The sequence below is a fragment of the Comamonas sp. A7-5 genome (genome assembly GCF_039581385.1).
Lineage (GTDB): Bacteria > Pseudomonadota > Gammaproteobacteria > Burkholderiales > Burkholderiaceae_C > Comamonas > Comamonas thiooxydans.
The window spans coordinates 19,035-46,024 of the sequence record NZ_JBCPWO010000009.1 but is presented as its reverse complement, the minus strand read 5'-3'; the positions used below and the strand labels follow the sequence as shown (position 1 = coordinate 46,024).

The 26,990-nt window shown below is 61.2% G+C and carries 25 protein-coding genes; 2 read left to right on the top strand and 23 right to left on the bottom strand.

What is annotated here, in order from left to right; all coding sequences use genetic code 11:
- Positions 1-268: 268 nt before the first annotated feature.
- From AAIL67_RS16285 to AAIL67_RS16175, 23 genes are all read right to left on the bottom strand, one after another.
- Positions 269-1,516, bottom strand: coding sequence for a LuxR C-terminal-related transcriptional regulator (locus tag AAIL67_RS16285; protein WP_063664648.1), 1,248 nt, complete (start codon positions 1,514-1,516; stop codon positions 269-271).
- Positions 1,517-1,557: 41 nt separating this feature from the next.
- Complete coding sequence (locus tag AAIL67_RS16280) at positions 1,558-2,760, bottom strand: acetyl-CoA C-acyltransferase (RefSeq protein WP_034360206.1); 1,203 nt, start codon at positions 2,758-2,760, stop codon at positions 1,558-1,560.
- Positions 2,761-2,896: 136 nt separating this feature from the next.
- Positions 2,897-3,382, bottom strand: a complete 486-nt coding sequence (locus AAIL67_RS16275; RefSeq protein WP_004341299.1) for a MaoC family dehydratase — start codon at positions 3,380-3,382, stop codon at positions 2,897-2,899.
- A gap of 2 nt (positions 3,383-3,384) precedes the next feature.
- On the bottom strand, positions 3,385-4,170 hold the full coding sequence (locus tag AAIL67_RS16270; RefSeq protein WP_034378317.1) for an SDR family oxidoreductase: 786 nt from the start codon (positions 4,168-4,170) through the stop codon (positions 3,385-3,387).
- 216 nt (positions 4,171-4,386) lie between these two features.
- The gene (locus AAIL67_RS16265) at positions 4,387-5,565 is read right to left on the bottom strand and encodes an acyl-CoA dehydrogenase family protein (protein WP_034396765.1); all 1,179 of its coding nucleotides are present in this window, start codon (positions 5,563-5,565) and stop codon (positions 4,387-4,389) included.
- Positions 5,562-6,701: an acyl-CoA dehydrogenase family protein gene (locus AAIL67_RS16260; protein WP_343484388.1), complete on the bottom strand. Its 1,140-nt coding sequence runs from the start codon at positions 6,699-6,701 to the stop codon at positions 5,562-5,564. The genes AAIL67_RS16265 and AAIL67_RS16260 overlap by 4 nt, the downstream gene beginning before the upstream one ends.
- A 68-nt stretch (positions 6,702-6,769) precedes the next feature.
- The gene (locus AAIL67_RS16255) at positions 6,770-7,645 is read right to left on the bottom strand and encodes an SDR family oxidoreductase (protein ID WP_034396763.1); all 876 of its coding nucleotides are present in this window, start codon (positions 7,643-7,645) and stop codon (positions 6,770-6,772) included.
- A gap of 57 nt (positions 7,646-7,702) precedes the next feature.
- Positions 7,703-9,292: an amidase gene (locus AAIL67_RS16250; protein ID WP_343484387.1), complete on the bottom strand. Its 1,590-nt coding sequence runs from the start codon at positions 9,290-9,292 to the stop codon at positions 7,703-7,705.
- Positions 9,293-10,858 (bottom strand): amidase, encoded by a 1,566-nt coding sequence (locus AAIL67_RS16245; RefSeq protein WP_343484386.1) that lies wholly within the window; start codon positions 10,856-10,858, stop codon positions 9,293-9,295. It lies immediately after the preceding gene.
- A 100-nt stretch (positions 10,859-10,958) separates the two neighbouring features.
- Positions 10,959-12,113, bottom strand: coding sequence for an acetyl-CoA C-acetyltransferase (locus AAIL67_RS16240; RefSeq protein WP_343484385.1), 1,155 nt, complete (start codon positions 12,111-12,113; stop codon positions 10,959-10,961).
- A complete protein-coding gene (locus tag AAIL67_RS16235; protein WP_034410342.1) occupies positions 12,110-13,249 on the bottom strand; it encodes an acyl-CoA dehydrogenase family protein in 1,140 nt (379 codons plus the stop codon). The genes AAIL67_RS16240 and AAIL67_RS16235 overlap by 4 nt, the downstream gene beginning before the upstream one ends.
- Before the next feature lie 17 nt (positions 13,250-13,266).
- Positions 13,267-14,421 carry an acyl-CoA dehydrogenase family protein gene (locus tag AAIL67_RS16230; RefSeq protein WP_034360180.1) on the bottom strand — a complete coding sequence of 385 codons (1,155 nt, stop codon included), beginning with the start codon at positions 14,419-14,421 and terminating at the stop codon, positions 13,267-13,269.
- A 28-nt stretch (positions 14,422-14,449) separates the two neighbouring features.
- On the bottom strand, positions 14,450-15,208 hold the full coding sequence (locus AAIL67_RS16225) for an enoyl-CoA hydratase family protein (protein ID WP_343484384.1): 759 nt from the start codon (positions 15,206-15,208) through the stop codon (positions 14,450-14,452).
- Between the two features lie 22 nt (positions 15,209-15,230).
- On the bottom strand, positions 15,231-16,319 hold the full coding sequence (locus AAIL67_RS16220) for a nitronate monooxygenase (protein WP_034396759.1): 1,089 nt from the start codon (positions 16,317-16,319) through the stop codon (positions 15,231-15,233).
- Entirely contained in the window at positions 16,316-17,218 is a 903-nt protein-coding gene (locus AAIL67_RS16215) for an enoyl-CoA hydratase (protein WP_034360173.1), read from the bottom strand. Before AAIL67_RS16215 ends, AAIL67_RS16220 begins: the two co-directional genes overlap by 4 nt.
- Before the next feature lies 1 nt (position 17,219).
- The gene (locus AAIL67_RS16210; protein WP_034360171.1) at positions 17,220-17,990 is read right to left on the bottom strand and encodes a ketoacid CoA transferase; all 771 of its coding nucleotides are present in this window, start codon (positions 17,988-17,990) and stop codon (positions 17,220-17,222) included.
- Between the two features lie 12 nt (positions 17,991-18,002).
- Entirely contained in the window at positions 18,003-18,881 is an 879-nt protein-coding gene (locus tag AAIL67_RS16205) for a CoA-transferase (protein WP_034360169.1), read from the bottom strand.
- A gap of 16 nt (positions 18,882-18,897) precedes the next feature.
- A complete protein-coding gene (locus tag AAIL67_RS16200) occupies positions 18,898-19,800 on the bottom strand; it encodes a VOC family protein (RefSeq protein ID WP_034360167.1) in 903 nt (300 codons plus the stop codon).
- Positions 19,801-20,094: 294 nt separating this feature from the next.
- Complete coding sequence (locus AAIL67_RS16195; protein WP_343484383.1) at positions 20,095-21,177, bottom strand: alkene reductase; 1,083 nt, start codon at positions 21,175-21,177, stop codon at positions 20,095-20,097.
- A gap of 9 nt (positions 21,178-21,186) precedes the next feature.
- Positions 21,187-21,834: a nuclear transport factor 2 family protein gene (locus AAIL67_RS16190; RefSeq protein WP_343484382.1), complete on the bottom strand. Its 648-nt coding sequence runs from the start codon at positions 21,832-21,834 to the stop codon at positions 21,187-21,189.
- A 16-nt stretch (positions 21,835-21,850) separates the two neighbouring features.
- Complete coding sequence (locus AAIL67_RS16185) at positions 21,851-22,618, bottom strand: SDR family NAD(P)-dependent oxidoreductase (protein WP_343484381.1); 768 nt, start codon at positions 22,616-22,618, stop codon at positions 21,851-21,853.
- Positions 22,619-22,630: 12 nt separating this feature from the next.
- The gene (locus AAIL67_RS16180; protein WP_034378305.1) at positions 22,631-23,362 is read right to left on the bottom strand and encodes a 3-oxoacyl-ACP reductase family protein; all 732 of its coding nucleotides are present in this window, start codon (positions 23,360-23,362) and stop codon (positions 22,631-22,633) included.
- A 234-nt stretch (positions 23,363-23,596) separates the two neighbouring features.
- The gene (locus AAIL67_RS16175) at positions 23,597-25,084 is read right to left on the bottom strand and encodes a short-chain fatty acyl-CoA regulator family protein (protein ID WP_063664657.1); all 1,488 of its coding nucleotides are present in this window, start codon (positions 25,082-25,084) and stop codon (positions 23,597-23,599) included.
- 171 nt (positions 25,085-25,255) lie between these two features.
- Between AAIL67_RS16175 and prpC the strand changes: the two genes are divergently transcribed.
- Both prpC and AAIL67_RS16165 read left to right on the top strand, forming a co-directional pair.
- Positions 25,256-26,452 carry a 2-methylcitrate synthase gene (prpC, locus tag AAIL67_RS16170; protein ID WP_343484380.1) on the top strand — a complete coding sequence of 399 codons (1,197 nt, stop codon included), beginning with the start codon at positions 25,256-25,258 and terminating at the stop codon, positions 26,450-26,452.
- Positions 26,453-26,476: 24 nt separating this feature from the next.
- Positions 26,477-26,965, top strand: a complete 489-nt coding sequence (locus AAIL67_RS16165; RefSeq protein ID WP_224650160.1) for a GntR family transcriptional regulator — start codon at positions 26,477-26,479, stop codon at positions 26,963-26,965.
- The last annotated feature ends 25 nt before the right edge of the window (positions 26,966-26,990 follow it).

Genomic DNA, 26,990 nt, shown 5'->3' with positions numbered 1-26,990 from the left:
AGATTGATTTCGCCAAGGAATGCATGGACCACAATCGCTGGGCTTGCCTGCAACCGTAAAGTCATTTCTGCACAGGCGCCATTTCGACCTGGCCTTCAATGAGTCGAGGCTGCTCCACGCCCGATCACAAGCGGCCTGAATCCGGGCCTCCCATCGACATGCTGTCGCGAGGAATTTTCCACGGTCAGGATTGAAAGCAGACTGCCCGGCTCTGCTCCATATACAAAAAAACGGGCCGAAGCCCGCTTTTTATTTCCACCAACCGTGGTCACTTGTTTCCCAGCCAGGCCACGCTGTTGAGGAAGATGCGCACCAGCTCGGTCTGACGGCGCACCCCCGTCTTGGAGAAGATGGAGCGCAGATGGGCTCGTGCCGTGTTGCGGCGGATGTTGAGCGCTTCGGCGGCCTCTTCAAGCGACAGGCCGTTGGCCAGTTGAATGGCCAGCGAAGTCTCGGCTGGCGTCAGCTGGAACAGCTGCTGAGCCAGCTTCACGGGAGGGTCTGCCTTGCCGCCGGTGTCGCGTACAAAGACGGCGACACTGGGACGCTGCTTGCCCTCGGTCCACTCGTCGGGAGAAATGCTTTGCACCACCACGCCCCAGTTGAGCTGGCCGGACTGCCGGCTGACCGACATGCCTTCGGTCATGGACAGGCGCGAGACCTGGGTATGCATGAGCGCATCCTTGATCAGGCGCTGCAGCTTGCGGTTGTCATTGGCGTAGTTGGCCTCCAGCATGCCGCCGGAGATCTTGAGACCGTCCTGCATGTCCAGAATGCTGGCCGCAGCGGGATTGCACTCCAGCACATTGCCGTTCTGATCGAGGATGACCACCCCCACCATCAGCTGGGCCGTGGCCTTGCTGTAGAGGGAGATGACCTGACGGTCCTGGTTCACCGAAAGATGCAGGTTCAGCGCGCGCTTGATATGCGGCAGCATCATGGCGCCAAAGGCACGCTCCTGCTTGTTGAAAGCCGGGGAACCTTCGGGCCGCGTGATGCGCAGACCGTAGACGCAGCTATCCTTGGTGACGATGTCGGCAGCCATCACGTGGAACACCTGCAGCTGCTTGCACCAGTCGTTGTAGTAGCTTGAAGCGCGCCACTCGGACTCGGGCATCACATCCCCCACGGTCACGATACGATCGGTAGGCATGCTGCGAAACGGGCTCATGCTGATCTTGGGGCAGTTCGGCATCAGATCGCGGCGGTCGCCTGCGGCCGAGACGATCAGCCCCACATCATCGGCGGAGCCTGGGCGCACTATGAGCGAGGCGTAATTGCCTCCCAGTTGCAGACGCAGAGTCTCCAGAAAAGGCTTCCAGCCTTCCGGATCCATGGCAGCTTCATAGAGCTGACTGATCAGCGCACTGAACTGCTCGGCGCTCACGAAGGGTGCATCGGCCGATGCGCGCACGGGGGCCGGGGTGTCGAATATGGGCACATCCTTGATCACGCAAGCGATGGAACTTGGCGTGTAGGTGGAAAAACCCATCTTGGCGAAAGCGCTGTCCATCATGTTCAACTCCTTGGTTGAAGGTTGGTTGCAGACAGATCGGATCAGCTCAGCTCAAACAGGCCGGCAGCGCCCATGCCGCCGCCAATACACATGCTCACCACCACAAAACGCACGCCGCGGCGACGCCCCTCCAGCAGGGCGTGACCAACCAGGCGTGCGCCCGACATGCCGAAGGGGTGGCCGATGGAGATCGCGCCGCCGTTGACGTTCAGGCGCTCATCGGGAATGCCGAGTTTGTCGCGGCTGTAGATCACCTGGCAGGCAAATGCCTCGTTGATTTCCCACAGGCCGATGTCGCCAACCGTCAGCCCATGCTGCTTTAGCAGCTTGGGGATGGCATAGACGGGGCCGATCCCCATTTCATCGGCACGGCAGCCTGCCACTGCCACGCCGCGATAGATACCCAAAGGCGCGAGGCCGCGACTGCGGGCTTCGTCGGCACTCATCACCACACAGGCGCTGGCACCGTCGGACAGCTGGGATGCATTGCCGGCCGTGATGAACTGGCCTTGCTCCACCCACTGACCGTTCTTCCATACAGGCTTGAGCTTGGCCAGACTCTCAAGCGTGGTGTCGGCACGGTTGCCCTCGTCGCGGGTCAGCGTGACTTCCTCGCTGCCGGTGACATTGCCTTCCTTGTCAAACAGCTGCTTGACCGTGGTCAGCGGCACGATTTCATCGTCGAACAGGCCACGGGCCTGTGCGGCGGCCACGCGCTGCTGGCTGCGCAGCGAGTACTCGTCCTGGGCTTCACGACTGATGCCGTAACGCTGGCTGACCAGCTCGGCCGTCTCTATCATCTGGATGTAGGCTGTGGGCTCTGCGGCCAGCACCGCCTTCGATTGGGCGCGGTACGAGTTCTTGTACTTGTTCTGCACCAGGGAAATGGACTCCAGACCGCCGGCCACAGCGATATTCATCTCGCCGGTCATGACACCCTTGGCAGCCGTGGCAATGCTCATCAGGCCCGATGCGCACATGCGATCGATCACCATTCCGCCCACGGATTCCGGCAGGCCGGCGGTGTAGCCGCACAGACGCCCCAGGTTGTAGCCCTGCGTGCCCTGCTGCGCGGCAATGCCCAAAATGACGTCATCCACATCCGCACCAGCCACGTTCGCCTTGTTGAGCGCCGCGCGAATGACGTGTCCGCCCAGCACCGGGGCTTCGGTGTCGTTGAAGGCACCACGGTAAGCCTTGCCTATGGGGGTACGTGCCGTCGAAACGATGACTGCGTCTTTCATGTCTTTGTCTCCTAACTTTCTTGTCGTCGCGCCCTGGGCAGCTTTTGCTGCCGTATCGAGGTCGGCTACTCTGTCGGCAGCTCATCCCTCTTCACAAAAAATGCAATCGCCCGCCGAAGCAGGCGCTTGCACACACTCAATTTTCCCGGATAAAGAACAGCCTGCTGATGGTTTCAACCACACAGCCGGGTTTATCCTGATTCCTGACCTGTACGGTGATTCGGATCGTGACCTGTACGCCGTCTTCTCCGATAGGCGTCGCCGCCACCACCTCGCCGCTGCCACGCACGAAGCTGTTCACCAGCACCGGAGCCGGAAAACGCACCTTCTCGCAACCATAGTTGACGCCCATCTTCAGCCCCTGATAGCTGACCAGCTGAGGCAAAAACAGATTGGCCAGAGACAGCGTCAGATATCCATGGGCCACGCAGGCGCCGAACGGGCCGTTCCTGGCCTGCTCGGGGTCCACATGAATCCATTGGTGATCGCCCGTGGCATCGGCAAACTGATTGATGCGCTCCTGCGTGATCTGCACCCATTCGGTCTCGCCCAGCTGACGCCCCACCGACGCCTGCACCGAGGCTGCCGAGTCAAACAGCATCTTGTCTGCGACTGCATTCATGCTCAGGCCCTCTGCGAGCTGACGGACACCACTTCACCCGTCATGTACGAGGAGTAGTCGCTGGCCAGGAAGATCATCACATTGGCTACTTCCCAGGGCTCGGCACCCCGACCAAAGGCTTCCTTCTCGGACAGCTTGGCCAGCAGCTCTTCAGAGGCAGACTTCTTGAGGAAGGCGTGAATGGCGATGGAAGGTGCCACGGCGTTGATGCGGATGCCGAATTCGGCCGCTTCCAGCGCCGAACAGCGTGTGAGGGCCATCACGCCCGCCTTGGCGGCCGCGTAGTGAGCCTGCTCGGTCTGAGCGCGCCAGCCCAGCACCGATGCGTTGTTGACGATCACCCCCTTGCCGCGTGGCTGCATCAGCCTGAGCGCTGCGCGCGTCATGCGGAAGGTGCCGGTCAACGTGATGTCGATGACCTTGCTCCACTCGTCATCGCCCATGTCGACGACCTTGCAACTGGTGCCCAGACCCGCGTTATTGATCAGCACATCGATACCGCCCATGGCGCTGTCGGCTTCGGAGATCAGCGCCTGAACCTGCTCTTCCTTGCTCACGTCGCAGAGCTTGCCAAAGACCTGGTGTAAACCCGTATCCTTTTTGATCTGCTCCACGGCTTCGGCCAGCCGACGCTCATGCACGTCGGAGATAAACAAGGCCTTGCAGCCCTCCTCTGCTGCCCGTTTTGCAGCTGAAAAGCCGATACCGGCGCCAGCAGCAGCGGTAACGAGCACAGTTTTGTCTTTGAGCAGGCCGTGGGGAGCAACGTAAGAGGGTGCGCTAGTCATTTGTCATTCAAAAGTAGTTGCCTCGATCTTCCGATCGCCGCTGCGCTGCAGCATCGTCACTTTGGACGATAGGTCATTCCCTAATGTCGCTGGGAGGACATTTCAAAGGAGAAAATGCTGCAAACCACCAGGGAGAACCCGCGGTTCACAGCATCTTCTTTGGAGCCACTCAGCGTATTCACCTACTCCAATGACCAAAGGAGCAGGCGCGCTCGATCAGCGCGGCATGCCCAGTGCACGTTCGGCCATGAGGTTCATCTGAATCTCGTTGGTGCCTGCGTAGATGGTGTCGGCACGGCTGACCAGCCATAGCTGCTGCAAAGCGCTGAACGCGGGATCCTTGAGCACCAGTTCGCCCTGCTCGCCCAGCACATCCATGGCCAGCTCGCCCAGATCACGGTGCCAGTTGGACCATGCGTATTTGGATACGGAAGCCACACGGAAGGGCGTGCTCTCATCGCTGGAGCGCAGCGCATGGGCGCGCAGAGTCTGCAGGCCCATATCGGCCTTGGCCAGGCGCTGACGGATCAGCGGGTCGCGGGCAGCGCCATTGCGCCTGGCCAGGTCGATGATCAGGTCCAGCTCATAGCGGAAATGTGCCTGCTGGCCCAGAGTGGAAGCACCGCGCTCGCAGCCCAGCAGATACATGGCGACCTTCCAGCCATCGCCCACGGGGCCCAGATGCAGCGCGCCTTCGGTGCGTGCGCCGTCAAAGAACACTTCGTTGAACTCCGAAGTGCCGGTGATCTGGCGAATCGGACGCACCTCCACGCCGGCCTGTTTGATGGGCACCAGCAGCAGCACCATGCCCGCATGGCGGGGGCTGGCAGTGCTCGCTCCGACCTCGTCGGTGCGAGCCAGCACAAACACCCATTCGGACTCATGGGCCCAGGAAGTCCAGACCTTCTGACCGTTGATCACCCACTCGCCCGTGGCCGCATCACGATGGGCTTTGGTACGAATGCCCGCCAGGTCGGAGCCCGCACCGGGCTCGGAATAGCCCTGAGCCCAATAGTCGGTACCGGCCAGAATGCCGGGCAGAAAACGCTGTTTCTGCTCTGGCGTGCCAAAAGCCATCAGCGTGGGGGCCAGCAGGGTCTCGCCGATATGACCGATGCGGCCGGGACCGCCGCAGCGCACATACTCCTCGTGGAAGATGACTTGCTGGGCCAGCGGGACGTTGCGGCCGCCGTACCGGGTCTCCCAGCCCAGGCCGGTCCAGCCGCCCTTGGCCAGCTCCTGCTCCCATTCCTTGGCCAGTTGCGCGTCATAACCTTCGGCACCCAGACCGCTGGCATGCTTGAGCGGGGCGAACCGCCCTGTCAGATGTTGCGCCATCCATTCACGCACTTCAGCGCGAAAGGCTTCATTGATTTCCGACTCCTGCATTTTCATGCTGCCTCCGTCACGCTCTCGTCCAACAAACGCGCAGCCACCAGCTCGCGCCACTGCTCCACCGTGCCCATGCGCTGGCTGGATGCCTGCGCGCGGCGGAAGAACAGATGCGGATCAAACTCCCAGGTGAATCCCACTCCGCCGTGCAACTGAATGCTTTCGCGCGTGGAAAAGAGAGCAGCCTCCGTTGCATCTGTGCGAGCTTGAGCCGCGAAGTAGCTCAGATCGCTTGTGACATCGGCGCTATCAGCTATGAAAGCTGCTGCATAGACAGCAGAACGAGCGGTCTCCACCTTCACCAGCATCTGCGCTGCCCGGTGCTTGACGCCCTGAAAACCGCCCACGGCCTTGCCGAACTGCTGACGCTCCTTCGTGTATTCCACGGCCAGATTCAGCGCGCGCTCGGCCACACCGACTTGTTCAGCCGCCAAACCGATGGCCGCCAGATTGCGGGTCTGCGCCCACAGGCTCCTGAGCGCCTCGCCATGCATCAGCACGGCAGCGCCAGTCAATCTCACATTAACGGCCATGACATCGGCACTGCTGCGTGTGGCGTCCACCGTAGTCAGCGCCTGCACGCTCAAACCTTCTTCCTTGGCGTGCACCTCCAGCAGGCCCAGCGAGCCGCAAGGCAGGGTGGCGGGCAGCAGGAACACATCGGCATGTGCTCCTGATCCCACCTGACTCCACTGGCCATTGAGCACCAGCTCATCGCCTTCGAGCTTCACGGTCGCGGTCGCGGTCAGTTCGCCACGCACCGTCATGCCCAGCACGCAGATCCGGCCCGAGGCCGCCAGGCGCTCCACCACACCCAGGCCCTGCCCGGTCTGGCTCAACGCTTGCCACAACGGCGTCACTGCGACGACAGCGTCAAAAAACGGCACGCAGGCCAGGTGATAACCCATCTGCTCCTGAAGCAGAACCAGCTCGCGCCAGCCCAGACCCATGCCACCTGCGGCTTCGGGCAGGGCCACGCTGCACCAGCCCATGTCCAGCACTTCCTGCCACAGGGCACGGTCCAGCCCGCCCTCGGTTTCAGAAACCTTGCGCACCTGCGCCGTGCTGCATTTTTCCTGCAGAAACACCGCGGCGCTCTCGGCGATCATTTTTTGTTCTTCGTTCAGACTTAAATCCATGATGGCTCGCGTCCTGAGTTCTTCATCGAATGGGAAGGCCGGGCCCATGCCCCGGCTGATTCTTCTGCTTAGGTCCCGTAGACCTTCTGAGGGGCCTTGCCCTCGGCGATCAGCTGATCGACCACACCTGACAGCTCGGCAGGCTCCCAGCGCGCCTGCTTGTCATTGATCTTGCCGGTGAACCAGCCGTCGGCCACGGACAGCTCGCCGCCCTTGGCTTCGAAGCAGCGGCCCGTCACATGCCTGGACTGCGCGCTGCCCAGCCAGACGACGATGGAGGCCACGTTCATGGGGTCCCAGACGTCGAAGCCGGATTCGGGCTTCTTGACCATATCGGGCATGGCTCCTTCGGTCATGGAGGTGCGCGCAGCAGGTGCCAGACAGTTGGCGGTGATGCCGTAGCGCGCCAGCTCCGCGGCCTGCACCAGTGTCAGACCGGCGATGCCGGCCTTGGCTGCGGCATAGTTGCTCTGGCCTATGGAGCCTTGCAGGCCCGCGCCAGAGCTGGTGTTGATGATGCGTGCATCCACGTCCTTGCCGGCCTTCTTCTGATCGCGCCAGTAGCCGCCAAACACCTTGGCCATGCAGAAATGTCCGCGCAGATGCACGCGCATGACCATATCCCAGTCCTCTTCGGACAGGCTCAGGAACATGCGGTCGCGCAGCACTCCCGCGTTGTTGACGATGACCTGCACATCGCCAAAGGCGGCCAGTGCCGCATCGAGAATCGATTGCGCCCCGGCCACAGTGGTGATGTCACCGGTGTTGGCCAGCGCCTTGCCACCAGCGGCCTTGACTTCCTCGGCCACGGCCTGGGCGGCTTCGGAACGGATGTCGTTGATCACCACATTTGCACCTTCTTGTGCGAAGGCCAGCGCATAAGCGCGGCCCAGGCCACCGCCTGCACCGGTGATGACGACGGTTCTCTGGTTGCAAATACCCATTTCTTTCCCCTTTTGCTTGCAATGCAGACAACCTCATGGCCGTCTGCCTTTTTGAAATTACGCTTTGAAAACCGACAGATCAGGCTGACGATGTGCCCAGGGAACGGCTTGCTCCAGCTGCGCGGCTAGCGCCAACAAACGCCCTTCGCGGCCGAACGGTGCAGCAAAGTGCGCGCCCACAGGCAAGTTGTCCCTGGTCCAGTGCATGGGCACGGACATGGCAGGCTGGCCTGTCATATTGAAAAGCGCGGTATAGGGCGAAGCCTTGACGGCTTCGCGCGCGAATGAGTCATAAGGCTGGTCCAGCGTCAGCACGCCCAACAGCGGTGGCGGCACAGCCATCACCGGGGCCAGAATCAAGTCGTACTTCAGAAAGAATCGGTCCAGAATCTGGCCGGCCGTATCGAAGTTGGTACGCGCCATCAGCATCTGCTCGGCGGTATAGGACTTGGCCTTTTCCAGATACAGCCAGTCCATCTGCTCTACCTCATCCTGGCGCACGGCGCGACCCAGCAGCTTTTCGCGGGCGCGGATGCTGGCCATCATGCCCACGGATGTCACCACGCCCAGGCCCGAGAACACCTCAGCCACAGGCAACTCCGGCATGTCCTCCACGATTTCATGTCCCAGCGCCAGGCAGGCCTTGATGGCCTTGTCCACCGCAGCCTGACAGTCCGCATGCACGGGAATGCCAAAGTAGTTCCTGGACCAGACTGCGATCCTGAGCTTCCTGGGTGCCTGCTTGAGGGCGTCCAGATAGCTGCCCTCCACGTCGCGCGGCGGCACGGTGCGCGAGCCCGGCTCGCGCCCCTGCGTCAGATCGAGCAGGTGAGCGCTGTCGCGCACGCTGCGACTGATGACATGGTTCATGGACAAGCCCATCCAGCCTTCCATATTGGCCGGACCGGCGGGCAGACGGCCGCGGCTGGGCTTGAGGCCAAACAGGCCGCAGTGCGAAGCGGGAATGCGAATGGAGCCGCCTCCATCGCTGGCATGGGCCACGGGCACAATGCCTGCGGCAACCACCGATGCCGCACCACCCGAGGAGCCGCCCGTCGTGTGGGCAGCATTCCATGGATTGGGCGACTTGCCGTAGAGCAAGGACTCGGTCGTGGGCGTCTGGCCGAACTCGGGCGATGCCGTCTTGCCAAAGATATTGAGACCGGCCGCCTTGTAGCGTGCCACCAGGGTGCTGTCGTACTCTGCCACGGCCCCCTTGAAAAAGCGGCAGCCGTTGGTTGTGACCGTTCCCTTCAAATACTGGTTCAGATCCTTGAGCAGAAAGGGCACGCCCCACATGGGCGCCCTGGCTGTGGCTTCGGCACGTGCAGCGCTGCCCAGAGCCGACATCTGCCTGGCCTGATCACGTGCCAGATCGTAGTCCTTGATGACCACTGCATTGAGCTTGGGCAAGGCCTCCGTACGTGCAATCGCCGCTTCCAGCGCTTCCAGCGGCGTGATATCACCCCGACGGATCTGTTCTGCCCAGGCGCAGCCATCCACCGCCGCCGCCTCATTTTTCTTCTGTGCAGCCATTGCCGGCATGGCTGTTGCTGCGGCCACGGCACCTGCGCCCTGAATAAAGCCACGACGATCCACACCTTGATTCACTGATTCCATGCTCTCCTCCTTCTTGTTGCTGGACATTCAAGCCTTGAGTGCAGACAGGTCCGGCACGCGATGTGCCCATGGCAAGGCTTGCTCCAGCTGCGCCGCCAGACGCAGCAAGCGGCCTTCGCCACCAAACGGTGCGACAAAGTGGGACCCCACAGGGAGGTGGTCTGCCGTCCAATGCAGCGGCACGGACATGGCCGGATGACCGCTGATGTTGAACAGCGAGGTAAACGCGGAGGAATTCATGGCCTCGGCGGCATAGCTTTCATAAGGCTGATCGAGTCGCAGCGCGCCCAGTTTCTGTGCAGGCACCACGGTGGTGGGCGTCAGAATCAGGTCGTACTTGGACAGGAATGCATCGATCAATTGCCCCGCCTTGTCGAAGCCTGCGCGGCCACGGTACAGATCCAGCGCCGAGGCCTTCTTCGCGGCCTGCAACGCAGCCCAGTTCAGCGGCTCCATCTCGTCTTCGCGCACAGCGCGGCCCAGCTGCTTCTCACGGTATTCAATGGCGCTGAGCAGACCTGCCGACATGCCTGCACCCATACCGCCAAAAATTTCGTTCACCGGCAGCTCCGGCATGGCCTCTTCAACAAAATGCCCCAGGGCCTCGCAGGCCTTGGCCGCTTTGTCCACAGCCTCCAGGCATTCGGCGTGCACGGGAATCCCGAAGTAGTTCTTGCGCCAGACGGCAATACGCAGCTTGCGCTCGGGCTGGTGCATCGCTTCAAGGTAGCCCGGAGAAACATCAGAGGGAGGTCGCACTCGCGAGCCGAACTCGGGCCCAGCACTCAAGTCCAGCAGCAAGGCTGTGTCGCGCACGCTGCGGCTGATGACGTGGTTCACCGACAAACCTGTTGCGCCATCCAGCGCTCCTGGCCCTGCAGGCACACGTCCACGACTGGGCTTGAGTCCGAACAGGCCGCAATGTGCGGCCGGTATGCGGATGGAGCCGCCACCATCGCTGGCATGACCCACGGGCAGAATGCCGGCCGCCACCACAGCGGCAGTCCCACCGGAAGAACCGCCCGTGGTATGCCCGGTGTTCCAGGGGTTGGGCGTGGCGCCGTAAAGCTTTGACTCCGTGGTAGTCGTCATGCCGAACTCGGGAGATGCCGTCTTGCCAAAGATGTTGAGACCCGCAGCCTTGTAGCGCATCACCAGCGTGGAGTCCTGCGAAGCGACAGCATCCTTGAAGAAGCGGCAACCATTGCTGGTCACGGTTCCTGCCATGCTCAGACCCAGGTCCTTGAGCACAAACGGCAGACCCCACAGCGGAGCTTTGTCAGTCGCCTGTTTGCGTGCATCGCGGCCCATGGTCGAGAGCTTCTTGGCATGCTCGCGGGCCAGTTCGTAGTCTTTGATGACCACGGCATTGAGCTTGGGCAAGGCTTCAACGCGCGCAATGGCGGCATCAAGAGCCTCCAGCGGCGTGACATCGCCTTTGCGCATCTGCGCTGCCATGGTGATGGCATCGGCCTGCGCAACGGTCCTGGTGCCGACTTGAGCTTGCGCTGCTGGCAGACCCAGCGCTGCCGCCGTGGCAGTTGCTCCGGCCAGGAATGCTCTGCGATCTGAATCCGTCGCTTTGTCTTGCATGTCTTTGTCTCCGTTGATATTTTTGTGGATGACTTGCTAAGCTGCCAACACCGGATCTCCAACGCAATACAGGCACCCAGAGGTGCCTGCATGTCTGCCGTCAGAGTCTCTCGATGATGGTCACATTGGCCTGTCCTCCACCTTCGCACATGGTCTGCAAGCCGTAGCGCCCGCCGGTGCGCTCCAGCTCGTGCAGCAGCGTGGTCATGAGCTTGGCGCCTGAGGCTCCCAGTGGATGACCGAGCGCAATCGCACCACCGTTGACGTTGGTCCTGGCATGGTCGTAGCCAGTCTCCTTGAGCCACGCCATGACCACGGAAGCAAAGGCCTCGTTGATCTCGACCAGGTCGATGTCGGACATGGTCATGCCCGCCTTCTTGAGCGCATATTCCGTGGCTGGAATCGGCGCGGTCAGGTGCCAAATGGGGTCATCGGCGCGCACGCTCATATGGTGAATGCGGGCGCGTGGCTTGAGGTTGTAGCGCTTGAGCGCCGCTTCGGACACCACCAGCACGGCAGCCGCCGCATCGCAGGTGGAGCTTGAGACGGCTGCAGTGATGGAGGGATAGTCGGCGTCCACCGGCTCCAGCGTGGCCATCTTCTCCAGAGTCGAGAGGCGAGCCGTCTCATCCATCCTGAAAGCGCCAAAGGGGACGATTTCACGGTCGAAGCGGCCCTCGGCAAGCGCATTCAAAGCGCGGTCGTGGCTTTCCTTGGCAAATACTTCCATGTCGGCACGACTCACGCCCCAGTGGTCGGCAATACGCTGGGCGGCGTAGAACTGATTGACGGGTGCGTTACCGAAACGCGCCTGCCAGCCTTTGCTCTCGGCAAACGGCGTAGTAAAGCCCAGGGGCTGACCGGCGAGCATGGCCGAGGAAATGGGAATGGCGGTCATGGTCTGCACGCCACCGGCCAGCACCACGTCCTGCGTGCCACTCATCACGGCCTGGGCCGCAAAATGAATGGCTTGCTGGGACGAGCCGCACTGGCGATCAATTGTGGTGCCGGGCACGTTCAAGGGCATGCCGGCTGCCAGCCAGGACGTCCGGGCAATGTCGCCAGCCAGAGAACCTATGGTGTCCACGCAGCCAAAGATCACGTCGTCGTAATCGGCTGCAGGAATGTCGTTGCGCTCGACCAGCGCTTTGATCACATGGGCGCCGAGATCGGCACCGTGCACAGTGGCAAGAGAGCCCTTGCGCTTTCCCGTAGGAGAGCGCAGCGCATCAACGATATAAGCCTGGGCGCTCATGCAGCCACCTCTTCCGCAACGTTCTTAATAGCATCTTGCGCAGAGCAGGAGGCACATGAATCGATTTCTCGATCAAAAGTCGATCCGGGGCCCACCGGGGCATTGGGACTGCGCAGCAAGCCCTGAGTCAGGCGGGCCGCGTGGTATGCCTTGTCGCCCCAGGCAGCGTCCAGCACCCAGGCGCGCTTCATGAACATCTGCAGATCGACTTCCCAGGTGTAGCCCATGGCGCCATGCACCTGCAGACTGTTGCGTGCCGCAAACCAGCTCGCTTCACTGCACTGGAGCTTGGCGTGCGAGATACGCACGGCCAGATCGGGTTCACCGTGCTGCAGCGCATAGAAGGCACGGTAGAGCACAGGTTTGGCAAACTCGATCTTGGTGACGATGTCCGACAGGTGGTGCTGCACGGCCTGAAAGCTGCCGATGACCTTGTCGAACTGCTTGCGCTGCGCCACATAGTCCACCGAGAGATCCAGCATGCGCTGAGCCTGGCCCAGCATCTGGGCAGCTGCGGCGATTGCACCGCGCTCGCCGGCAGTGTCCCAGACCTTCTGACCCTGAGTGCCGTCGAGCAAACGAGTGGCATCGGATGCCGTCCAGCGTACCCGTGACAGACGGCGCGAAGAGTCGATACTGCTCAGCGCCGTGATCTCGCACTGTGCAGGCCTGACCAGGTGCAGCTCCAGGCCGGTGGCCGTGGCATGGGGCAGCAACAGCACATCGGCCAATGCCGCGTCCGCCACATTGAGGTTGACGGGATGGCCCACGGCCACACGGCAGCTGCCTTCGGCAATCCTGGACAGCCAGACACGGCTCTCATGTCCTTGCGGCAATGCACACAGCATGCCCACAGCCACATAGGCGGTGTCGCTCAGGGAATCGGGCAGAGCGTAATAGCCCACTTCCTGCAGCAGCAGTGCCCAGTCCACATCGGCCATGCCCATGCCGCCATCGGCTTCGGGAGCGGACAGGCCCATCAGGCCTTGTTCTGCAATCTTGGCCCACAGCTCGGGGCTGCGACCGGTCGGAGTTTCCCAGATGTCGCGCAGCAGCTCGGGGGCTGCTTCGGTCATCAGAAAGCGGCTGATCGAGTCACGGAATGCGATTTGATCTTCGGTAAAGGTGAAGTCCATGGTTGTCTCCCTGCCGATCAGGATTTGGGCAGACCCAGCATGCGCTGAGCGATGATGTTGCGCTGGATCTCGTTGCTGCCCGCGTAGATGGGACCTGCCTGCGAGAACAGGAAACCTTCCAGCCATTCGTTGGCCTCGACGTCATCGATGAGCTCGGCACGCGCGCCCAGAATGCGCATCGCGGTTTCGTGAATCATGATGTCCAGCTCGGACCAGACAATCTTGTTGGTGCTGGCTTCGGCGCCAATCTGTGCGCCCTTGTTCAGGCGGCCCACCGTGTGATAGGAAGACAGCGTGTATGCCTCCGCCCCCTGCCAGGCACGCAGCACGGCATCGCGAATGGAGTGATCGCGGTCGGCCTCGACCTGATTGCGCAGATACAGGTCCACCAGCTTCTGCGCACTGCGCTGATAGCGGGCGGGAGAGCGCAGCAGCAGGCCGCGCTCAAAGCCGGCCGTCGCCATCGCCACATGCCAGCCTTTGCCTTCTGCACCCAGCAGGTTCTCCACGGGTACTTCGACATCGTCGAAGAAGATTTCGGCAAAGTGCTCACGGCCATTGATGGCACGAATGGGACGCACGGTGATGCCGGGCGTATTCAAGGGCACCAGTATGTAGCTCAGACCATGATGGCGGCTTGATGTCGGATCACTGCGGAACAGGCCGAACACCCAGTCGGCAAAGATCGCACGGGTAGACCAGATTTTCTGACCGTTCAGAATGAACTTGTCACCCATGCGTGTGGCGCGGCTGCTGATGGCAGCCATGTCCGAGCCGGCGTTGGGCTCGGACCAACCCTGGGCCCACATATCGTCGCAGCGGGCCATACGGGGCAGAAAGCGGGCTTTCTGCTCGGGCGTGCCGAATTCCATCAGCGTGGAGCCCAGCAGCAGAATGCCGTTCTGGTTCACGCGGGATGGCGCATCGGCTGCCCAGTACTCTTCTTCAAAGATCAGCCATTCGGTCAGGTCGCAGCCGCTGCCGCCCAGGTCCTTGGGCCAGGTCACGGCGCTGTAGCCGGCGCTGGCCAGCTTGGCTTCCCACTGGCGGTGCTGCTCGAAACCCTCTCGAGTGTCATAGCTCTGCAGTCGTTCCTTGGGCACATTGTTCTTGAGCCATTCACGTACCTGGGCACGGAAGGTCTTCTGCGCTGGGGTGTATGTCAAATCCATGGTTGTCTCCTCTTCGCGCTAGTGATGCTCAGAATTTGGCGTCGCGCTTTTCCACAAAGGCGCTGCGCGTCTCGGCGGAATCTGGACTCATATAGGCTTGCAGGGTGAATCCCTGCTCCCAGCGGTATTTGTCTTCGAGATTGCCGTCTTCGATGCCGGTCAGCGCCTCCTTGGCGATGCGGATCATGGCGGGGCTCTTGGCGGCAATCTTGTTGGCGATCTCCATGGCGACGTCGCGCAGCTGCTCACGGGGAACAACACGCTCGATGGCACCCAGGCGCAGGGCTTCTGCCGCAGCGATCATCTCGCCCGTAAAGAACAGATAGCGAGTCTTCTGCACGCCGAACATGCGCTGCAGATGGGCGGCACCACCCATGGCTCCGCGGTCCACTTCAGGCAGGCCGAAAGTGGCGTCTTCCGCGGCGATCACGATGTCCGATGCCCCGCAGATACCGATGCCGCCGCCCAGCACAAAGCCGTGCACGGCGGTGATGACGGGTACCTTGTTCAGGTGCACGGCCTTGAACGTGGCGTAGTTGCCTGCGTTCACGTCGATGATGAGCTTGTCGTTGGTCGACAGCTCCTTGATGTCCACACCCGCGCAGAAACCACGGTTTTCGGCACGGATGACGATCACGCGCACCTCGGGCCTGTCGCCCAGCGCCTGGATTTCCCGGGCCAGGCCATTCCAGCCGGCTGCATTCAAGGCATTCACGGGAGCACGGTCTATCACCAGCTCCGCCACGCCGTTGTCATGAATATTGGAGTGAAATTGTTGAGTGGACATATCCGGTCTCGTTGGCTTGTTGTTATGCGGGAGTCAATGCGTTCAATGCGTTGCGACGGTCCATGGCCTGGCGGACAATGCCGCCTATCACTTCCTCGCAGCTGTCGAGCCGGCCAATCAGCGCGGCCACCTGGCCGGCAGACATCACGCCCTCTGCGGGATTGCCATCGACCATGGAGCGCTGCAGCAACATGGGGGCGTTGGCAGCCATCACGGTCTGTGCGACGGATGACGAGTCTTCGCGCATGGCCTTGATGAAGATGCTCAAGGCCTGGCCCGTGGTCATGCCGGTCTCGGCCTTCCACTGCAATGCCAGACCCAGGGCGATGCGCAAGCGCTTCATGGGGCTGGCTTTTTCGAGCATGGCCAGGTATTCGTTGGGAATCATGCGCTGGGGCATGCCATCGACCAGATGCGAGATGGAGATCTTTTCCGCATCCCTTGCAGCCAGATAGCGCTGCAGCGTGGCAGCGGGCACCTTGGAATCACTGGTCATCAGAAACCGCGTGCCCATGGCAATACCCGATGCGCCATAGGCCAGAGCAGCCAGCAGGCCACGGCCGTCATAAAAGCCGCCTGCGGCAATCACGGGCACCTCGACCGCATCCACAACCTGAGGCAGCAGCACCGTGGTGGGAACGCTGCCGGTATGGCCTCCCCCTTCACCGCCCTGCACAGTGATGGCATTGGCGCCCATCTCGATCGCCTTCTGGGCATGCTTCAAGGCTCCCACTGTGGGCATGCAGACGATGCCGGCATCGCGCAGACGGCCTATCACCTTCTTGTCCGGACCACGGCCGTAGCTCACCGCACGCAGACGGTACTTCACGGCCAGATCCAGCAGTTGCTGGGCATTGGGCTGAAACATGTGAAAGTTCAGCCCGAAAGGTTGGTCGTCGGTCTCGCGCTTGACACGCAGAATTTCGGCTTCGATCCTGTCGGCGGGAATGGTGGCGCCGGCCAGAAAGCCGAAGCCGCCGGCGTTGGTAGTACCTATCACGAGATCAGCGCCCGCCACATAGCCCATGGCCGTCTGGATGACGGGGTAGCGGCACCCCAGCAGGTCGCAGATAGGAGTGCGCAGACTGCCCATATCGTTCATATTGCTCATGCCTTTGACTCTTCTTTATTGGCCTTTGCCATGGACCTGGCATCCTGGCCGCCCAGTTGCCCCATGCCCATCGCCTGACTGTGCGCGTGAGCAAAGTGGTGGTAGCCAAAAGCCATGTCCATGGTGGAACGCAGCCCCTGCAGCTCTTCAGCCTTGTTGACGACCATCTTGGTCAGTGCCAGGCCCAGACGCGGCTGTGCCGCCATGCGCTGGGCCATGGCATAGACCTGGTCCTCGAGCTCGGCACGCGGAACCACGCGGTTGACCATGCCCATCTGATAGGCGCGCTCTGCCGGCATGCGCTCGCCCAGCAGCAGAAACTCCTTGGCAATACGCGGATGCAGTTCGTGAGCGTGGGCGAAGTACTCCACACCGGGAATGCCCATGCGCACCACGGGATCCTGGAAAAACGCATCGTCGCTGGCCACGATCAGGTCGCAGACCCAGGCCAGCATCAGACCGCCCGCCACGCATGCCCCCTGCACCATGGCAATCATGGGTTTGGGGATCTCACGCCAGCGTCGGCACATGCCCAGGTAGACCTCCTGCTCGCGGGCAAACAGCTGCTCGCCGCCGGGCTTGTTGGTGTGGTCCCACCACAGGTGTGCACGGTCAAAGGACTTGTTGATGTCTCGGCCGGGCGTGCCGATATCGTGACCCGCACTGAAGTGCTTGCCTTCGCCGCGCAGCACGATGACCTTGACGCTATCGTCATCGGTCGCCTTGCGGAATGCAGCATCCAGCGCATAGGTCATCTGCGAGTTCTGCACGTTGTTGAACGTGGGCCGATTCATGGTGACCGTGGCAATGCCGTTGTCCACGCTGTAGAGAACGGGCTCGTCTGTTTCATAGACGGCTTTGTCCTCGCGTGTCACAAATTCGCTGGATGCATCATCCATATCAGACTCCCATGGCCGTAGCGCGCAGATTGTGCGGATCGAGCTGAGCCAGCAAGGCCAGTTGCTCGGGCGTGGGATCAGGTGTCACTCCCACGTTCTCGGGAACATGGATCGGAAAGCCCGTGGCCTCCTTGACCTGCACCGCCGTCACGCCGGGATGCAGCGACACCAGGCGCACTTGATGACTGGGTCCGCCAAAGTCCATCACACACAGGTTGGTGAAGATGAAGCGAATGTCGGTGGTCTCCTCCAGCGTCCAGCCCTTGGCCAGGCGCGCAGGGTTGTAGCCCACGCTGCCCACGGCATCGACCTCACCCGGGACAAACACCTTGGTGCTGTGGTTGGGCACAAAGAAGGAATTCGCGTGGTTAATCGAATTGCCGGGGAAGCCGCGCACCCCCAGCATCATGGACTTGGGACGAGCGTAGTCGCTGCCCACCATGGAGATATTGCCCTGACCGAAGCGGTCCACCTGCACGGGGCCCACCATGGCGTGGCGCTTGCCTCCCCAGACGTTGTCGAAGATGCGCGAGAAACCCATCCAGCTTTCACGCTTGATCTTGTATTCACCTCGTGGACCTACGGGCACGGGCTCATTGACCACCCAGGCTTCGGAGTCCGTCATCATCAGATCGGTGTTGATGGAACGCATGCACAGCGAAGCCGCCAGACGTGGCACCAGGCCAATGCCGGTGGCCAACACCTCGCCGTCGTTTTCCCAGGCACGTGCCGCGGCGCAGATGACGCGATCTACCAATGCAATTTCACTCATCTCTGTGCCTCCTCAGAACACGGGCAAGGGCAGGCGCTTGATTGCTTCCATGCCACCCACTTTTTCCAGATATTCCTGCTCCGTGCACTGCACGTATTTCTGCTGGTAGCTGCTCCAGCCGCCCTCTTCCTTGCTGCTGGCCGCGTATTCCTTGAAGTGCTTGACATCAAAGCCATACAGAGGAGCACAAGACGATGGGTGAGCACCGCCGGGCAGATGCACGACACCCGTGGTTTCAGAACGCTCCCAGAACACCAGGCGCGCGGCTTGCTCCGAATCGAAGCTGCTGGACTCGACCAGTTCGTCGCAGCTCACAAACGTATTGGTTGCGGCTCGCGCAAACAGGTCGTCCATATAGATATCGGGACCGGCAATCTGGCAGACACCGCGAGAGTCCGCGCGATCCACGTGCAGCAGGGCCACATCCAGATTGATGGCGGGCATCGCCACCCACTCCTTGCCGTCGTAGGGTGATTCGATAAGGCGAATGGAGCTGTTGTGCTTGAGCACATCGGTGCCCAGACCGACTCGGGTGGGAATGTAGGGAATGCGCATGCCGGCAGCCTTCAGGCCCAGCACCATATGACCCTCGTCAATTTCCATGACCTCGATCTCACCACTCTGGCGGGCCTTGCGAAAGTACGGCTCCAGCGGGATGAAGTCCAGCGACACGAAGGCGAAGATCAACTTCTTGACCTTGCCTGCCGCACACAGCATGCCCACATCGGCACCGCCATAGGCCACCACGGTCAGATCCTTGACGGGGCTGCGCAGCAGCTCGCGCACAAGGGCCATGGGCTTGCGCCGGGGCCCCCAGCCACCAATTCCGATCGTCATGCCGTCCTTGATGGATGCCACAACGTCCTTCGCTGTCATCAATTTATTGGCCATGTCTCCAAGCCTCCTATCAGTTGTTTTCAGGGCGGCCCACGCTGAAGTCGTGCCCCCAGAGGCTTACGGTCGTGAACTCGTGCGTGATGTGATGTTCCCAGTCGATGATGGCGCCGCCATAGCCGAACTCCAGGTCGAAGTTGGAGGGCGTCTTCATGTAGAACGAGATCATCTTGTCGTTGGTGTGCTGACCCAGAGTGGCCGAGAGCTTGACCTGGCTCTTTTGCATGCGGTCCATGGCACGACCCACTTCGGGCATGTTGTCCACCTCCACCATCACGTGCACGCAACCCGAGGGAGAAGGAAATTCGGCCAGAGCCAGGCTGTGGTGACGAGCGTTGGCGCAGTGGAAGAAGTGGATTCGGACCGTGGGGCCGGCATCGCCTGCGGGCTTGAAGTTGTAAATATCCGAGAGGCCAAAGCCCAGCACATTGCGCACAAAGGCCACGGTCTTGTCAAAGTCGGGAGCAGGCAGCACGGTGTGGCCCAGACCATAGTCACCGGTGATGAAGCGCGAAACACCCTGGGGCGATGCGAAATGGCTGAAGTCGGACTTGAAGCCCCAGACGATCTCATGACGGTTTCCGGACGGATCCATCACGATGGCCAACTCCTGCACATGGCGCTTGGCACACAGTTCGGAGCTGCCCATTTCGTAGTGCACATCAGCGGCCTGCAGCACCTTGAGCGCCTGCTCGAAGGCTTGCTTGTTGGCCACTTCCCAACCGGATGCGGAGTATTTGTCATTGCTGCCAGGCTGAACCTGGAAGCGAAACTGACGCTCATCCATCTTGATCAGCAGATCGCCATCGGCAGTGGTGCTCGGCATCATGCCAAGCACGTCACGTGCGTAGTTGACCCAGCGATCCAAATCAGAGCTCTCGGCAACAACGTACGCTAGTCCACGTATTTCCATCATGATGTCGGGGCCTCCAACCCAAATCCTTTAGTGATGCAGAGGATTCTGAAGAGGAGAGCCTTTGCAAACATCGTCCATTGAGACTAACGATTTGCCGCTTCACCACCCAAATTTAATAGCACTCATACAAGAATCAGCATGTAGTTCAGCGGAATAGACTAGATTGCTTTCAGCCTTTTGAAACAGGCCGATCCGACACCCTTGCGACAGCCGTGAAAACCCGCAGTACGAAAAAAAAGGCCGCACCCCCATACGGGAATGCGGCCAACACGATGAACTCAGTTTCTTGATGGATCAGACGGTCTGCACTTCTTCTGCAGACGCATAGTCGTTGTAGCCCCTGGCACCAGGGGTGTAGAGCGTGTTGCGGTCAAACCTGGCCAGAGGCAGGCCCTGGCGCATGCGCTGCACAAGATCGGGGTTGGCGATGAAATGCCGCGCAAAAGATACCGCCTTGCCCTCGCCTGCCTGCAACGCGACTTCGGCGCTTTGCGCATCAAAGCCATCGTTGAGAATCAGGTTCTCGCCAAAGTTCTCACGCGCCAGCTTGAAGGCATCGATTGAAGGATCGAAGACCGCACGCATCACATGCAGATAGGCAATGCCCAGCTTGGCGGCCTGACGCATCAGCTCGGCATGGGTTGCCGCGGAGTTTTCATCCGCCGTGTCATTGAAGGTGTTGCCGGGGTTCAGGCGCAGCCCCACGCGATCGATGCCGATGGCCTCCCCCATGGCGCCCAGGCATTCCACAGCGAAACGTGAGCGACTGCTGGCGTTGCCACCATATTCATCGGTACGCTGATTGGTACTGGAGTGCAGGAACTGCAGACTCAGATAACCGCTGGTGCCATGCAGCTCGACGCCGTCAAAGCCCGCATCCATGGCGCGCCGAGCAGCTGCAGCATGCCCGGCAATCGCCGTGCGCACTTCTTCGGTGGTCAATGCCTGGGGCTGGTCGAAATCCTGCATGCCTGCCGCATCGGTCCAGATCTTGCCCTGAGCCTGAATGGCGGACGCCGATACGGAACGCACACCAGCGGGTTTGATATGGCTGCTGCCGATACGACCGGAGTGCATGATCTGCAGCACAATGGATCCGCCACGCGCATGCACGGCGTCCGTCACACGGCGCCAGCCGCGCACATGAGCGGCAGTTTCGATGCCGGGCTGACGACAGTAGGCTTGACCCGTGACCTCGGGCCAGGCCCCTTCAGCCACGATCAGGCCCGCATCAGCGCGCTGGCCATAGTGCTCGGCCATGATGTCGGTGGGCGTGCCATCGGCATCGGCGCGGTTGCGCGTCATGGGGGCCATGACCACGCGGTTCTGCAGAGCAATCTTGCCCAGCAGGGTGGGCGTGAAAAGCGTTTGACTCATGCCGACTCCTTAGCGCACACGCATGCGCGGCGCGGGTGTGCCACGGCGCATGCTTTTAAGGAACTGCTCCAGGGGCGCTGGCGCGGCCACTTGCGGCAACTCATCCTTGTCGGGGCGCTGGGCCCAGAATTCCTTCCAGCTCGGGAACAGGTCGTGGAAAGCGCCATGGTAGGGCTCACGACCGGGCCAGCGCATCTTCATGTCGCCAATCGGCGGCTTGTTCAGGTCTGTGGCATACCAGTAACAGGGCAGACGGCGACGGAAATACCACTGGCCGTCAATGCGCTCGTAGTCGTCCCAGTACAGCATCTGCATGATGACCCACTCGGCACCGCACTCATGCTCGTTCTTGGAGTAGACCGCGCCGGTGGCGTGATCCCGGTCCACAAACTCGATGATGTGCTGGCCCAGATGGTGCGAGGTTCCCGTGAACTGGTCACGCAGCGTGCTGTCCTGCCAGGCCATGAAATGCGCCCGCCCCACTTTTTCCTTGCCCACCTTGATATCGGGAGCGAACAGGTTCACATGGGCGTCCATGTCACGCATGTCCAGCGACAGGGAATACTTGCCAGCCAGTTGACGAATCGCATCCAGCGACTCCAGCCTGTCGATACGCTCTTCCAGCGTTTGTGGCCACTGATTCACGGGTTCACTCATCTCTTCAGCCTCTTTCTTACAGTGCCGTCACCAGCACCGCGGAACGGCCGCCATCCACGGGCAAGGCGGCACCTGTCACATAGCTGGCCTCGTCGCTGGCCAGAAACAGCACGGCATTCGCCAGCTCGCTGGACTGACCCACACGCCCCATGGGAATGAGTTTTTCGGTGTTCTTGCGCGATGCCTCATCAGCCAGCATTCCCGCTGTCGCAGGGGTCTCCACCACGGCAGGAATCACCACGTTCACGCGCACGCCAGCAGGCGCACCTTCGGCGGCTGCAGCACGCGAGAAGTTGAGAATGGCCGCCTTGGCTGCCGAGTAACCCGACATAAAAGGTGTGCCCAGCGTGCCGCAGATGGAGCTGATATTGACGATGGAACCACCCTTGGCCCCCATCAGCTTCAGCGCAGTACGCGTTCCCCAGAAAGTGCCATCCACCGAGGTGGAAAAATTGGCATGCCAGTCGGCCGTGGTCATGCCATCGATGCCCCCCCAGGTGTAGGCCATGGCGTTGTTGACCAGAATGTCCAGGCTGCCATGCTTTTTGGCAGTCTGCTCCAGCGCTCCGACAAACTGGGCTTCGTTGCCCACGTCGGCCACGATGGCCTCGGCACTGCCGCCTGCTGCCTTGATCCTGTCCACGACTTCGTCGAGAGGCTGCTTGCGGCGGCCGCAGATCACCACGGTTGCCCCCTCCTGTGCGAAACGCTCAGCCGTTGCGGCACCGATACCGGAACCACCACCGGTCACAAATGCAATCTTTCCTTCCAGACGCTTGCTCATGCTTGTCTCTCCTTAGAGGAAGGCGCTGCCGCCGTTGACTGCCACGTTCTGACCCGTCACAAAGCCACTGTCGTCGCTGGCCAGGAACACTGCCACCTTGGCGATGTCTTCTGGCTCAGCCATGCGACCCATGGGCACGCCCGCGATGATGGCATCGGCCCACTCCTGGGGAATGCCCTGCATCATGGGCGTGTTGGTGGGTCCGGGAACCAGTGTGTTCACACGGATCTTCTTGGACGCCAGTTCCTTGGCCATGCCACGGGTCAAGCCCATCAGGGCGGCCTTGGAGGCGCAGTAGTGCGCCGGACCGTCACCGCTGACAGCCGAGGTGCTGGAGATATTGACGATGGCACCACCCTTGCCTTCCTGCATCTGCTTGACGGCGGCACGGGCGCAGTAGAAAGCGCCGTTCAGGTTCACGCCAATCACGCGCTCCCAGGTCGCATCAGGAATATCGGCAAATTGGTCCACCGAGCCTACGCCGGCGTTGTTCACCAGCACGTCGACGGCGCCGAGCTTTTCGCGGATTTCGACAAACAGCGCATCGACCGCAGCGCTGTCGGCCACATTGGAGGAACGGGCCAGATGCTTGCCGCCCCTGCCCTCCAGGGTCTGTCTGGCTGCTTCTTCATTCAAGTCCACGGCCACCACAGTGGCACCCTCATCGGCAAAACGCTGTGCAATCGCTCGCCCCATGCCCTGGCCCGCCCCCGTGACCACGGCAACTTTTCCGGCTAAACGCATTCTTGTCTCCTTGTTGATGTGCAATCAAAACTTGGAGACAGCGTATGAAGAAATCGCCCTCAGCCCATCGTCCAAGAAGACTAAGCAAATTTTCTCGGAAAGCTATCAAATAAATAGCAATAAATACAATACAGATTTTTGCTCCAATGCATTTTCACGCCTGTTAATCAGTTGGTGACAGCAATCCAGCGTCAGATGCCTCCCCCTCAACTGCACCGCACATGGCAACAGCAACTAACCGCCATAGGGGACAAATCCGCTCTCGTTTTCATTGACTTTGAGCGGTTTGGCTACGTAAGGAAAAGCACGTTGCGGGCAAGCGCTGCGCTCGCATACCTTGCAGCCCATGCCGATAGGTGTGGCCGCTGCTATATTGCGCAAATCCATGCCTTGGGAGTACACCAGCCGCGCGGCGTGCTGCAAGTCGCAGCCCAGGCCGATGGAGAAGGTCTTGCCTGGAGCCCCCCAGCCCTGGCCGGCATGGCTGATGGTGCGAGCAATCCACAGGTAGACGCGCCCGTCCGGCATGCTGGCGAGCTGGGGCACTATGCGGCCCGGCTGGGTAAAAGCCTCGTACACCACCCACAACGGGCAGGTGCCGCCTGTCTTGGAGAAATGAAAATGCGTGGCCGACTGGCGCTTGCTGATATTGCCGGCCCGGTCCACTCGGATAAAGAAAAACGGCACACCCGGCGCATCGCGTCGCTGCAAGGTTGAGAGACGATGGCAGACGGTCTCGAAGCCCACACCGAAGTGCCTTGCCAGCAAGTCTATGTCGTAGCGCAGGCCTTCGGCTGCACGCAAGAACTCTCCATATGGCAGCACAAATGCCCCAGCTACATAATTAGCCAGCCCCATGCGTGCCAGCCGGCGCGTGGCCTCGTCCTGCCAGGGCACGCTTTGCAGCTCCCTTTCAAGCAGTGAATCAAACTCCAGCAGCGCCAGTTGCGTAGCCAGCTGAAATGCCTGCTGCATGGGACTCAGTTGCGGAGCCACATACAAGGTGCGCGTGAGCGCATCGTAGCGCCTATGGCTGCCCGATTTCTCAGCGTTCCCAACATGAGCATGCAGAACCAATACACCATGTCGTGCCTGCAGCCGGTATTGCAGCCAATCATGCAGATGACCGCCTTGCTCTGCAGCCTGCCGAGCCAGCGCTTCGGCTGCACGATCAAGCGCATCAAGGTAATTGCGGTGGGAAAAAAAGAAATCACGAACCGCCTCGAAGGGCATCTGGCGCGAGGGCTCAGCCAGCAGGCCTGCCATTGCGCCATTCCCGGCGACATCTCCGTGAACTGAGGTGTCGGCATCCGGCCCGGCGCGGCCATCACCCAGATGGGCGGTCAAGGCCTCCAGCCGCTCGGCGTCCGCCAGGTGACGCTGGTGCATGGCCAGCAGCATCTGTGCCAGCTGCGGCAGCTTGGCTGCGACCTCACGCAGCTCGGGAAGCGGCACCGAACCTTCTGGCTGAGGCATGGCGGCCACCGCATCGCGCAATTGCGCCAGCAAGCGGGCCTCCTCATCCTCGGAGAACTGCTGGATATCGACGCCCAGCACCCTGTGAATCTTGAGCAGCACGGCCACCGTGAGCGGGCGCTGATCCTGCTCGATCTGATTCAGATAGCTGGGTGACAACTCCAGCGCCTGGGCCAGCGCAGCCTGCGTAAGACCACGCTCGGCACGCAGGCTGCGCAGACGCACGCCCATGAAGGTCTTGGCCATTAGCTTGCTCCTTGTTTGTTGATCTCAAAGATTCGCAAAATTTGCAAATACATGCATTCAGTTTCGCAAGCATTCACCAATTCAGTTCTATACGCAGAGAAAGCAAATGCGTAGATTGCGAAGTATCGCAGACCAGCAAGGACCTGCACTGCACATCCAAAGGAGACACCCATGAGCACTGTGACAGCCCCAACATCCCCAATATCTTCAACCGCCATTAACCACGCCGCCGCAAGCTTCAGGCCAAAAAAGTCCGTCGCCCTCTCCGGCGTGACAGCAGGCAACACTGCACTGTGCACCGTGGGCAGGAACGGCAACGACCTGCACTACCGCGGCTACGACATTCTGGACATTGCCGAGGTCTGCGAGTTTGAGGAGATTGCCCACCTGCTGGTACACGGCAAACTGCCCACCCACGCCGAACTCAGGGCCTACAAAGCCAAGCTCAAGGCTTTGCGCGGCCTGCCCGGCAGCGTGAAGACTGCGCTGGAACAGCTACCCGCCGCCAGCCATCCCATGGACGTGATGCGCACCGGTGTCTCCGCCCTGGGCTGCGCGCTGCCGGAGAAAGACGACCACAATCCTCCTGGCGCCCGCGATATCGCCGACCGCCTGATGGCCTGCCTGGGCAGCATGCTGCTTTACTGGTACCACTTCAGCAACTCGGGCCGCCGCATCGAGGTCGAAACCGGGGACGACTCCATCGGTGGCCACTTTCTGCATCTGTTGCATGGCACAAGGCCTTGCGAGAGCTGGGTGCGCGCCATGCATACCTCGCTCAATCTGTATGCCGAGCACGAGTTCAATGCATCAACCTTCACGGCCCGCGTGGTGGCAGGCACGGGCAGCGATATGTACTCGGCGATTACCGCTGCGATAGGCGCTCTGCGCGGCCCCAAGCATGGCGGAGCCAATGAGGTGGCGTTCGAGATCCAGAAGCGCTACGACAACCCGGCAGAGGCCGAGGTCGATATCCGCCGCCGCGTGGATGCCAGGGAAGTCGTGATCGGCTTCGGCCACCCCGTCTATACCGTGAGCGACCCTCGCAATGTGGTCATCAAAGGCGTGGCCAAAAAGCTCTCGGACGAGGCCGGCAGCAGCAAGATGTACGACATTGCCGCACGCCTGGAATCGGTGATGTGGGAGGTCAAGAACATGTTCCCCAACCTCGACTGGTTCAGCGCCGTCAGCTATCACATGATGGGCGTGCCCACCACCATGTTCACGCCGCTGTTCGTGATTGCCCGCACCAGCGGTTGGGCAGCGCACATCATCGAGCAGCGCCAGGACAACAAGATCATCCGTCCCAGCGCCAACTACACAGGCCCGGACGACCTGCATTTCGTGCCTATCGAGGCACGCCAGTAAGCTCCATCAATGTCTGCCCAGCCCATGCAAGCCCATTCCCTGTGCATTGCCATCGCCGACAAGCTACGCGAGCGCATTCTGAGCCATCAGTTACCGCCCGGATCGGACATCAATGACGGAGCACTGGCGCAGGAGTTTGGCGTGAGCCGCACTCCTGTGCGCGAGGCCATGAAGCTGCTATGCCATGAAGGATTGCTGACGGCTCAGCCCCGGCGCGGCATGAGCGTGACCTGCCTGAGTGCAGCCCAGGTGGCCGAGGCTCGCTTGCTGAGCAGCCTGCTGGCTGGCCATCTGGCGCGGCAACGCCAGATGCAGACTGCCAGCACGCAGCTTTGCGAGCAGTTGCTGCGCGTGTCGCAGGCCCGGCTCCAACTCGCACTGGGTACACAGCTCGCCATGCAGCCGACAAGCCAAGCGCCGATGCCTTCACCATTGCCTGCAGCCCTTTCACAATCCCCGCACTGCCACAGCGCCGGCAACGCAGAAGCCTCACGCTCGGCTCTGGCCTATTGAGACTACTAAAAGAATCCCCGAGACA